The sequence below is a fragment of the Candidatus Symbiopectobacterium sp. NZEC135 genome (genome assembly GCF_025962695.1).
In genome coordinates, this window is record NZ_JAGFPF010001186.1 from 1 (window position 1) to 668 (window position 668).

The following is a 668-nucleotide window of genomic DNA, read 5'->3' on the forward strand; positions in this document are numbered from 1 at the left end:
CGCAACAGAAATCACGCTTACGCCAGCAGACTTGCAGAAAATTACCCAGGTGCTGGAAACGGTAAAAATCGTGGGTGAACGTTATCCGGCAGCATTGCAAGCGCATGTTGGCCGTTAATTTTCATAGAGATAATAATTATGTTTAAAACCATCAAAGCCATTGGCACCGATGCGGCAACCAACCCGTTAACCACATTCAGTATTAAACGCCGCGGATTACTGAGCGATGACGTTGAGATGGAAATTCTCTACTGCGGAATTTGCCATTCCGATCTCCATCAACTCAACGATGATTTTGGTGCAGCACACTACCCTATGGTCCCCGGACACGAAATAGTGGGCCGCGTTATCGCGGTAGGCCGTGACGTAACCCGATTTAAACCAGGCGATTACGCTGCGGTGGGCTGCATTGTTGACGCATGCGGTACATGTCCCACCTGCCGCAGCGACCTCGAACAGTTCTGTGAATCCGGCACTACGCTCTCCTTTAACTCACCGGATACGCATCTGGGGGGAATGACCTACGGTGGCTTCGCACAAACCTACGTCTGTCGTGAAAAATACACGTTGAAAATGCCCGCTGCGTTGGATTTGGCATCAGCTGCGCCGCTGCTGTGTGCCGGTATTACGGTGTACTCACCGCTCAAACACTGGCAGGCCGGCGCGGG

General features: G+C 52.1%; 1 protein-coding gene and 1 pseudogene. Both read left to right on the forward strand.

Annotation, left to right across the window (positions count from 1 at the left end):
* Window positions 1-118: pseudogene (locus tag J5224_RS33245) on the forward strand (aldo/keto reductase); the annotation flags it as partial.
* A gap of 20 nt (window positions 119-138) precedes the next feature.
* Window positions 139-668 (forward strand): alcohol dehydrogenase catalytic domain-containing protein (locus J5224_RS33250; RefSeq protein ID WP_264629160.1); only part of this gene is annotated, 530 nt, incomplete at its 3' end.